This is a genomic window from Sulfitobacter sediminis (assembly GCF_040811725.1).
In the GTDB taxonomy this organism is placed as follows: Bacteria; Pseudomonadota; Alphaproteobacteria; order Rhodobacterales; family Rhodobacteraceae; genus Sulfitobacter; species Sulfitobacter sediminis.
Genome location: NZ_JBFNXX010000027.1, coordinates 26,521 through 36,607, shown reverse-complemented (window position 1 = coordinate 36,607; position 10,087 = coordinate 26,521). Strand labels below are relative to the sequence as shown.

Genomic DNA, 10,087 nt, shown 5'->3' with positions numbered 1-10,087 from the left:
CGCCAGATCTCCCTTGCCTCAGGGCAAGTGAATCAGCCGATCACGCTTCGCTCAAGCAGAGTTTTTCAACAACATCTGGACAAAGCTGACCTTGCTGGTCCACGAGGCATGAAGGTGCGGCAATTGGCCGGAGCATGTTCTCCTGCTATTCTCAGGGAAACTGCAGAGGGGTTGGAAATGCGACTGCTATTATCAACACTTTTTGCTGCGATGTTGGTGTCGTCGGCAGCTGCCGCGCAGGAAGCGGTTTATGTTATTCGCCATGCTGAGAAGGAACTAATCGGAGAAGACCCCTCGATTACCGACGATGGAAGAGTGAGGGCCGCTGCGTGGGCAGAAATGCTTCGGCATATTGAGCTTGACGTTGTGTTTACTTCAGATGCGAAACGCACCCGGGAGACGGGGAATATCATTGCTAATAGTTTGGAATTGCCTACTCACGCGGTTGATCGGACGGATACGGCTGGTCTGATCGACCTGCTCAGCTTTGATCATGAACAGGACACGGTTCTTGTCGTCGGTCACGCCGAAACTATCCCGGGCATTCTCGAGGGCCTTGGAGTATTCACAAACATTGACATCAGCCAGACCGATTTCGCCAATCTATTCATCGTGCTCCAACCCGGCGCGGACGATACACGGTTAATTAGAATTCGCATGCCGTAGGCTCCGAATGTAAGCCCAAGACAGCTCTACCATGCTGTAAGCCGGGCTTACATTTCGTTCTGACGACTGCTTCGAGCTCGACTCGGTCAACTGAGCGTTTTGCTCAGATGTCTGCAAAACGTCTGATACCGGTCACCTAGCGCTGGTCGGCAGCGAAGCGCCGTCCGCATTTGATTTGTACCGACCGCTATTACCAACACCCGCCATCCGCTGCGACTGTCTCCGATGTCTCACATGCGGGACCAACCGGTCATCTGAGCAAAACGATCAGTTGACCTAGACGAGCCCTTCTCAGGCCTTAATGCTTGACGCAGCACGGGTCGAAAGGGCTGGAAAAGTAGGCATTCGCCGCTCTTGCGGCCAAGGTCTGCTACGCGACAGAAGAAGAAGGTACTTTGATAATTTCCGCTGCGTTTGCTTCACTCAGGCAGTCCAGCTTTGCGAAGACCTGAGACATAGCGTTCGCGATCATTCTCTCGAATATAGCGTACGCGCTTTTCCTCCTCTGCAATTGAGAAATTGGGAAGAGCGGCAAGCACTTCTTCAGCCTCCCATTCAGCATCGTCGGTGCGGTCCAACAGTCCGAGGATCGCTATGTAGAGAAGGCGGCCCTGCTGAAAGTTGCTGTTTCGCTCGAGGACAGACTCAAGGATTGCGATGGCCTCGTCGTATTGGCCTTTGACAAAATAGCCGACCGCAAGCCCATAGGGGTAAATATACCCATGCTGAGGACTGAGCTCCATGGCCTTACGGATCGACTGGATCCCTTCATCGGGTTTGCCGGAAAAAGAGAGGAACATACCAAGCAAGACATAGGCGTCAGCGAAATCCGGATCTAAGGCGATGGCGCGCTCGACCTCCTCGATCCCAGCGTCAAGGTTGCGCTGTGACCCGTAGACCTGAGCGAGGGTGATGTAGATCTGCGGCGAGCTTGAATTCAACGCCAGCGCCTTTCTGGCATATTGGATCGCCCGTTCTTGCGCTATGGCTGGATCGCTAGACCATCCGAACGTCGCGTCAGCTGCATAAGACAGGGCCAGACCGGCATAGGCTCGGCCGAACGATGGGTCGAGAGCTATTGCCCTCTCGAGATAGTCGCGGGCCTCGATACTCGACTGCGGAGAATATGCGTTCACCAGTGATTGGCCCCTAAGATATAGATCGTAAGCTTCCGGATTAACCTCGTAAGCTTCGGTCAGGCTTTCTTGTTCCTCGGGGGTTAGTGTGACTGAAAGTGCTGAGACGATCTTTTGGGTGACCTCATCTTGAAGTGCAAAGACGTTCGCCAAAGCGCCATCGTACCGTTCAGCCCAAAGATTTATCTTGGTTCTAGCGTCAATAAGCTTGGCATTGATGCGGACCTGGTCACCGGATCGCCGCACACTGCCTTCGAGTACATAACGAACCCCGAGTTCCTTGGCTATCTCGTCTATCGGCACGGATCGGGATTTGTATGCAAAGGTGGAATTCCGCGCAATGACGAGAAGGCCCGATAGCTTAGACATGTCCGTGATCAGATCTTCGGTGATGCCGTCGGCGAAGTACTCCTGGTCGGGATCGCCACTTAGATTTTCGAAGGGCAGAACGGCAATGGATGGCATGTCTTTTTGCGGATCGAGTGTCTCCTCCGGCTCAGCGGGGGCAGTCTCCGGAATTCCTGCAGCGACAAGGGCCGCCACGTACTTTTCGACGAAGTTCTGGTTCACATAATTCAGACGACTGGCACGTTCAGCGGCGGCTGTTGCCTTTGGATTTAACTCCATCAACTCCTGGCCCCAGTGTCGTGCTTCGGTCATATCGCCTTCGAATACGGACAGGACTGCGAGATGTGCCGCCGCATGTGGCTTTGCCCCGGGGTCCACGATGTCGTCAGATGCCATTACGGCCTCGGCAAGCTCGCGCGCCTTGTCGTATCGCCCTAATTCGAGCCGGGCATACACCACGATTTCGGGGACGAAGTCAGGGTAATTTGGCTCCATCCGCATGCCACGTTCCATGTCGAGCAAGCCCTCTTCTACGCGACCGCATTGGATTTTGATTGAGCCTCCAAGGAGATGCGCTTCGGACACACTGGGCGACAGTGCTTGCGCGCGGTCAGCGTGCGTGTTAGCTCCGTTGCAGTTGCCTTTGGCGACATCCAGATATGCCATTAGCGTATACCCCTCCCCGAACTCCTCTGCGTTGAGTGCTTGCCTGGCGAAACGCTCCGCTTCAGCGAGGTCCTTAGCTGGGTCTTTGCTGATCCCGAGCCACAGCTTTTGCAGGTGAAGGTAGCCCATCAAGTAGCTAGTGAACGCTGTATCCGGGTTCTGGTCATAGAGAGCGCCCCAGATGTCTTCAGCATTTGCATGACCTTCGGGACTGAACTTTTGGAACTCTACGCGCCCTCGGATCAGCTCAACATATGTGTCGAAGCCTCCGGCTGCCTTAATCCACGATCGCGCTGCGCCCTGGCCTTCGGTGAGCGCCACAGAGGTCTCCTCGAACACGAGCTCTGCAATCTCGTCTTGTGCCGCCATCAAGTCGTTGACGTTGCTGTCCTTTTGCACGGCCCAAATCACGTTGCCTTCCAGCGCATCAGCCAGTTCTGTGCGCACCACCAGCTGGTCACCGCTAACAGTAACGCTGCCACTCATCACGTAACGCACCCCGAGTTCGCGTGCGATATCCGCAGCACTTGCGTTGCGGTCCTTGTAGCTGATCATTGTGGATCGCCCGATCACTACCAGTTCAGGTGCGAGCGACAGGGTCGCGATGATGCTATCCGTGATTCCGTCGGCCACCCAGTCGTGCTCGCCAGCATTCCCCCGCAACTCAAAAGGCAGAACGGCAATCGACGGGTCTTGTGGCAGTGTCAGCGCCATCTCTGCCGGATCAACAGGCTTGAAGTCAGGCCTCTGAAGCCACCAAAGAAGTCCGCCCAGCATGGCGAGGACTACTACTGCTGCTGCGACCAAGGGGACCCGTTTCGACGGGCTTGCAGCGGGTGCGATCGGTACCCCCTCCACCACCTGATAGACCCTCACGGGAGTAGCGATGTTCTTCAGTTGTTGCTCCCCCAGCGACTTGTAAGCGACATCGACGTTGGCCTTGAGGACGTCGTAGGCCGTGCCTGAGACCACCACGCCTCCGGGCGCTGCCAAGCCCTCCAGCCGGGCAGCCACGTTCACCCCGTCGCCGTAGACATCCCCATCGTCGAAGACCACGTCTCCGAGGTGGACCGCCACCCGATACTGGATCTTCTCATCATCAGGGAAGTCTTCTTCCCGTGCCGCCATCTCGGCCTGGACAGACACGGCACACTGAACGGCTTCAACCACCGATGAAAACTCAGCGATGAGCCCGTCGCCAGTGAGCTTTACAATCCGGCCTTTCTTGGCGGTGATCGTCGGTTCAATGAGCTCGTTCAGGTGACATTTCTGACGCTTGAGTGTGCCCATCTCGTCCCGCTCAATGAGACGAGAAAAGCCCACCATATCGGCGGCAAGGACAGCAGCAATCCGACGTTCCATGCTACGACGATAACACAGCGGTGCGGATTTCGAGAAAGAGTCTGCATTGGGCTCTACTGAGACATCCGAGTGTTCCGGTCAGATGTCCGCAAAGCCGCACTGAGAAGCCATTCGAGACGACGGGACCGCGTGGCGAAGTCCGATCTAGTCCCTGAAAGACCGCTCCTACCAGCAACTGCCATTCGGCACTGATGCCTCCGATGTCTCAGAAGCGGACAATGCGGGCATTCGCGTCTTCTAGTCATAGGATCAATAGACAGCTCAGTTCACGCTGGCCGCGACAAGTCGCAACTTTAGTCTGATTTTGAACGCGCGGCAGATGTCTCGGGATATCCCGCATCGCGCAAAGCATCTCCGAACCTTGCCAAATGGTCTTTGTCCCGAACATAAGCCCAGTATCGCAGATGACTTTCCACACTAGTTGTTGGAGAAATGGCGATGCCTCTTGATCGATGAAATTCCGCGCGTTCGGTATCCCCATTCAATATTGCAAGCGCTGCAAGATGGGCGTGAGTGCTAGGATTTTCGAAGATTGCATTGGCCATCTCAAAATAGCGTTCTGCCTCTTCTTTTTCTTCCTGCATAAACAGCGTTATGCCGAGCAAATTCGGCACCCATACAGGTGGGCTGGGTTGGCTGCGCAGCCCCGACCTGAGAAAAACTTCACCGCGTTCTGGAGTACCGCTTGCGGACATTACCCAACCGGCGTTGGCTACAACTCTACCGTTACTTGGTGCTAGCGCCAGGGCGCGTTCTGCACTGGCGATTGCCTGATCATATTCGCTCAGAACCATATTAACATTAGCCATTGCAATATGAGAGAACGCTTCGTCTGGATCAGCGTCAAGGGCCTCTTGAGCATGCGTCTGAGCGAGTCGTAACGACTGTTCTGGGTCTGCCGTGTATCCCATCGCAATCGAATTGAGATGTAACCAACTCAATCCAGAATGGGCGCTGGCAGACGCAGGGAAACGGTCAATCACAGCCTGATAGTGCTCAAGCGCTTTGAGGTCGCCATCTATCGTGAATTTGTCGGCCTCAGTCATACCCTGGACCAAATGTCGGTAGGCTTCGAGATCGCCCGCGTCTTTGTACAAGGTGCGCGCATAGCTGCCCCGGACCAGACTTGCATCCAGCTCGACCAAAATATCTGAGACGATTTGATCTTGAATTTCAAAGATCTCTTCGACTGCAAGATCATGGTCAAATTGTCTGGACCAAACCTGCTGACCGCTAAGGGCGTCAATCAGTTCGGCGGTTGTTCTGAGCTGATCCCCCGATGCTTGGACGCTACCATTCAAAACGTACCTGACTCCGAGCTCCTCGGCGATTTTGTTGATGCCGCGTCCCGCGTCGCGATAGGCGAAGCTTGAGGGGCGTGCGATAACAAATATCTGTGGAATAGCTCCCAATGACGTGACCACACCACCGGCAAGGCCGTCGCCGATATAGGTGAGCGTCTCGTCGCCGGAGAGACTGTCGAAAGGCAGTACCGCAATCGACGGTTTCTCGGGCATATCAAAAGCGAAGCGTTTGGTATCTGCTGGTGGGCTGGCTGGAAGACCCGCTTCAACGAGAGCGGCGACGTAGCGATTTACCAAGACCCTGTCGCGTTCGCGAACCAATTTTCGCTCGACATCCTCGCGTGTGAAGCCAGGCACCATTTTGAGTAATTCCTGTATGTGCGCACGTGCGAGATCAGTTTGCCCCTTTCGAACGGCTACAACTGCCAAGTTGAGCAGAGCGTCAGGCTTTACCCTCGCATCAGCAATGTCGGCTTGCAAAACAGCTTCAGCGATCCGCTTAACCTCTTCATACTGGCCGAGCTTTAGGTGCGCAGCCATGAGAGTCTGGTGAACCCATTCAGGATAGTCAGGTTCGAGGCGAACACCTTGTTTAACAAGTTCAATACCCCGTTCTTCCTCGCCTGTTCGAATGTGAATGTCGCCTGCAAGCATGAGTATGTCGGCGAGGCTTGGCGACATCTTGACCGCCTCCTTGGCCCATTTTAGGGCCGTGTCATAGTCGCGTTGTAGGAGGTTAATGTGTGCTTTTAGAGCTGCTGGGTTACCGTCAGTGGCGCTGGCCATAGCAGTATCAACTAGTGCATCCGCTTCCTCTAGCGTGGCCACTGGATCGTCTGTGAACCCAAGAATGACGCGTTGCCACAGAAGCCAGGCTTGCACAAAAGGAGCAATCGGCGCGTTGGCATCATCATCGACGATCTCGCCCCAAAGGCGAGTTGCCGTTTCATGGCCTTCGGCGTCAAAGCGCTGAAATGCAATGCGGCCTTGAACGAAACGCCGCATGTTCTCAGCTGAACCCATTACGTTGCGCCATGTGCGCGCTTGCTCGCCGATGGTTAGCTTAACTTGCAACTCCTGTAAAACACTGGACGCAATTTCGTCCTGGACCGAAATAAGATCATCAGACGCCCTATCAAAACTATCGGCCCAGATTGACTGACCAGATTGCGTATTTACCAATTGGGCCGTAACGCGCACGCGGCTTCCCTGAAGAGCAACAGTTCCAAGCAAGACATGACGCACGCCGAAATGCTCAGCAATGGCAGCGGGTGTTTTGTCCGGAACCGATGCTACAGCACTGGAAGCGATTGCGACAATCTCGGAAGAACTTGTGAGTGAGAGTTCGATGCTTTGCGCAATGCCTTTTGCAAGCCAGTCTTGCCCGCCACTCTCCAACACATTCTCGAATGGAGCCACTGCAATTGAAGGCTTATCAGGTATTTCGAAAGCAAAGTTCTCTGGGTCTGCTGGCGTAAACTCGGGCCGCAGGGCCTGCCAGGATGCAAAACCTAGGATCACTAGGGCAACAATTGCTACAGCACCGATAAACGGGAGGAAGTGTCGTCTGCTACGCGGTGTACTAGGTAGATTCAAGCTTTCAACCACCTGATAAACGCGAACAGGCGTTGCTATATTTTTGAGCTGCTTTTCTCCCAGAAGTTTATAGCCCACTTCGACTTGAGACTTTAGCAAGTCGTGCACGGTCCCGGAAATGACCACCCCACCCGGCTCGGCCAAAGCTTCAAGGCGGGCAGCAATATTGACGCCGTCACCGTAAACATCGCCTTCGTCGAAGATGACATCGCCGAGGTTAACGGCGATGCGATATTGAATTCGTCGTTCCTCAGGAATTTCGGTTTCACGGACGACCATCTCTTTTTGGATAGTGACCGCACATTGAACGGCTTCGACGACTGACCCAAATTCGGCAATCAACCCGTCGCCGGTAAGCTTAATTATCTTGCCGCTGGCTTGTTCAATGAGCGGATCGATTACTTCTAGACGATGTCGCTTTTGTCGCTCAATTATTCCAGCTTCGTCCAGCTCGATAAGCCGACTGTAGCCCACCATATCTGATGCTAATATTGCAGCAATGCGGCGTTCCATAGTTTAACCCTCCGCACACAGGCTACCGCGTTCCTGACCCTCAGTTAACCTTTTTCTAAGTTCCACATTGGGCTCTTCTGAGACATCTGACCGCTTTTGTCAGATGTCTGCAAAGCCGCGTTCAGAAGCCATTCGACGCGACGGGACCGCGCGGCGACGTCCCATTTGGTGCCTGAACGACCGCTCCTGCAGGCAGCTGCCGTTCGGCACTGATGCCTCCGACGCCCCAGATGCGGACCAAACGGACTTTGAGCGTCAGGATTTCACATCATCCAGAAACGTTTGGATGCGCTCAGGGATGGAAAGGTGTCGCCAAGACGTTTCGTGAGGAACCCCTGCCAACTTATCAAGCACAAAACCCGGGATAACTCCAACTAACGCTTCTAGGTCTTGGAGATGTGGATCATTTCCTCCGACCACACCGGCGCAGCGCACACCAATTTTTTCTAATTTTTCTTGGGCCAGGCAGATGATTTCGGGCATCCCATCCACAAGTGCGTCAAAAGCATCGTAGTCCGGATTAGGGGTCATGCCTGCTCCATTTTCGCGAGCCCACTCGGCGAATTCCCGATATCGGTTCATCCCATCATCGCGCGTCCATCCTGTGCCAATCAAAAAAAGTGAAGAAACACGTGAAGGAGCTATCGTTGCCAATTTGAGGGCTATTTCGGCTCCAAGTGAGAAGCCAATAACGTCAACGGTCTCAGCTGCCTCGGCATCGAGGACTTGCAGCTGGTCCTCTACGAGCTTCAACCCATAGCTTGAAGGGTTGTGTGGACGGCTGCTGTGTCCATGTCCACGCAAGTCAGGAGCAATAACTTTGGCCCAATCGCCGAGTTTCCCAGCAACTCCGTTCTGGTTCCACATATCTGACCACATGCTAATCCCATGAATGAGTAGAACCGGTCGGCCCGTGCCAGTTACATTGTAGACCAATTCTTCCCCGTCTTTGGAGTTCAACAGGCAGGTTCTCATCAATATTCCTCTGTTCACATCCACGCATGGGCAGCAATTCTGGCATGTGGAACGAATGATGCAAGCGGTCAGCTTCGGGCTCTTCTGAGACGTCTGACCGCTTTTGTCAGATCCCCGCGAAGCAGCGTACAGATGCCATTCGAGACGACGGGACCGAGTGGCGAAGTCCGCTTAAGGGACTGGACGACCGCTCCGACCAGCAGCGGCCATTCGGCACTGATGCCTCCGACGTCCCAGATGCGGACAAAGAGCTGTCGATTAATGGTCGCCGATGGGGTATGCATTGCCCTCTTCCTGAGTGCTTGCGGCAACGGAAGCATGCCGATGGACCCACTTCCAGCCCTGAGGCGTCCTTACGAGCGACACTGTCCATCGCACTGGAACTTTCACCGCCTCATCTTCAACGATCAGGTGAATGACCAATGCAATCGCGACTGTTGCTGCTTCACCATGAACAGCAACATCTTTCCATCCCCATTCAAACTTTGTGGCCGTTGCGTCTCGGAAATTCCGCTCGAAAACTGACGACACGGTTGAGCGACCCGAACAAAGTTCATCACCACCAGTGCCGATGAGCGAGATCGCATCACCGTCAACGAAGATGGCCATCAGCCTTGAAAGATCCTTGGCACAGTACGCATCGGCGTATTCGTCCAACGTCGCAAGTATCTGAGGATGATCGGTCATTGCTGCCTCCAGTTCGTGTGATCGTAAACAACACTACCACAAGTCCGGAAACTGGTGCGCATTGGGCTCTTCTGAGACATCTGACCGTTTTTGTCAGATGTCCGCAAAGCCGCACTGATAAGCCATTCGAGACGACGGGACCGCGCGGCGACGTCCGCTTTGGCGCCCGAACGACCGCTTCTCGCAGCACCTGCCATTCGGCACTGATGCCTCCGACGTCTCAGATGCGGACAAAGCAGCCGTACTGAGATTGAGCACGAAAGCCCGAGACAGTGGACGCGCCGAATACTTTTGCCGATGTTTGGATGAAAAACGCGTAAGCAGACCCACTGATTGGCTACTCGGCAAGCGGCAGTCTCTTGATATGGGTCAGATCTTCAGATCAAGCCGCGGTTTCCAGAACGGGCGGAAGAGTTCGATCTTGGGGCAGCGGTTCATTACGACCTGAAGGCCAGCATCTTCGGCAAGCTTTGCTGCCTTGTCATCATAAACGCCAATCTGCCCCCAAAGCACCTTGGCCCCGATGGCGATTGCTTTCTCGGCGAAGCCATATAGCTCTTCTTTGGGGCGGAAAACGTCGACCATATCAACGGGTTTGTCGATTTCTTCCAGCGAATGGTACACCTTCAGGCCCCTGATCTCGGTCACATTGGGGTTGGGGTTTACCGGCAAGATGTCATAGCCGATCTCGCTCAGCTGCCGGAGAACGCCGTAGCTGAACTTCGTTTTGTCGCCGCTGGCGCCCACCATGGCAATCGTTTTGACCGATTTCAGAATGTCGGCAAGGTATTTGGGATCGTAATCATAGATGCGGTCGATATCTGCTTCGGGCAT

General features: G+C 54.5%; 6 protein-coding genes. 1 reads left to right on the top strand and 5 read right to left on the bottom strand.

What is annotated here, in order from left to right; genetic code table 11:
- On the top strand, positions 1–666 hold a 666-nt coding region (locus AB2B41_RS20570; RefSeq protein WP_367879707.1), incomplete at its 5' end, for a phosphoglycerate mutase family protein.
- Positions 667–1,085: 419 nt separating this feature from the next.
- Here the strand turns inward: AB2B41_RS20570 and AB2B41_RS20565 are convergent.
- The 5 genes from AB2B41_RS20565 to AB2B41_RS20545 all read right to left on the bottom strand — a co-directional run bounded on the left by AB2B41_RS20565 (position 1,086) and on the right by AB2B41_RS20545 (position 10,087).
- Positions 1,086–4,178, bottom strand: coding sequence for an adenylate/guanylate cyclase domain-containing protein (locus tag AB2B41_RS20565; protein WP_367879706.1), 3,093 nt, complete (start codon positions 4,176–4,178; stop codon positions 1,086–1,088).
- Between the two features lie 293 nt (positions 4,179–4,471).
- Entirely contained in the window at positions 4,472–7,591 is a 3,120-nt protein-coding gene (locus AB2B41_RS20560) for a tetratricopeptide repeat protein (protein WP_367879705.1), read from the bottom strand.
- A 255-nt stretch (positions 7,592–7,846) separates the two neighbouring features.
- Complete coding sequence (locus tag AB2B41_RS20555; RefSeq protein ID WP_367879704.1) at positions 7,847–8,566, bottom strand: alpha/beta fold hydrolase; 720 nt, start codon at positions 8,564–8,566, stop codon at positions 7,847–7,849.
- A 258-nt stretch (positions 8,567–8,824) separates the two neighbouring features.
- The gene (locus AB2B41_RS20550; RefSeq protein ID WP_367879703.1) at positions 8,825–9,253 is read right to left on the bottom strand and encodes a nuclear transport factor 2 family protein; all 429 of its coding nucleotides are present in this window, start codon (positions 9,251–9,253) and stop codon (positions 8,825–8,827) included.
- Positions 9,254–9,622: 369 nt separating this feature from the next.
- The gene (locus AB2B41_RS20545; RefSeq protein WP_367879702.1) at positions 9,623–10,087 is read right to left on the bottom strand and encodes a CoA-binding protein; all 465 of its coding nucleotides are present in this window, start codon (positions 10,085–10,087) and stop codon (positions 9,623–9,625) included.

Coding starts and splice junctions, on each gene's coding strand:
- AB2B41_RS20565 (WP_367879706.1), bottom strand. CDS start 4,178: ATGGAACGTCGGATTGCTGCTGTCCTTGCCGCCGATATGGTGGGCTTT.
- AB2B41_RS20560 (WP_367879705.1), bottom strand. CDS start 7,591: ATGGAACGCCGCATTGCTGCAATATTAGCATCAGATATGGTGGGCTAC.
- AB2B41_RS20555 (WP_367879704.1), bottom strand. CDS start 8,566: ATGAGAACCTGCCTGTTGAACTCCAAAGACGGGGAAGAATTGGTCTAC.
- AB2B41_RS20550 (WP_367879703.1), bottom strand. CDS start 9,253: ATGACCGATCATCCTCAGATACTTGCGACGTTGGACGAATACGCCGAT.
- AB2B41_RS20545 (WP_367879702.1), bottom strand. CDS start 10,087: ATGCCCGAAGCAGATATCGACCGCATCTATGATTACGATCCCAAATAC.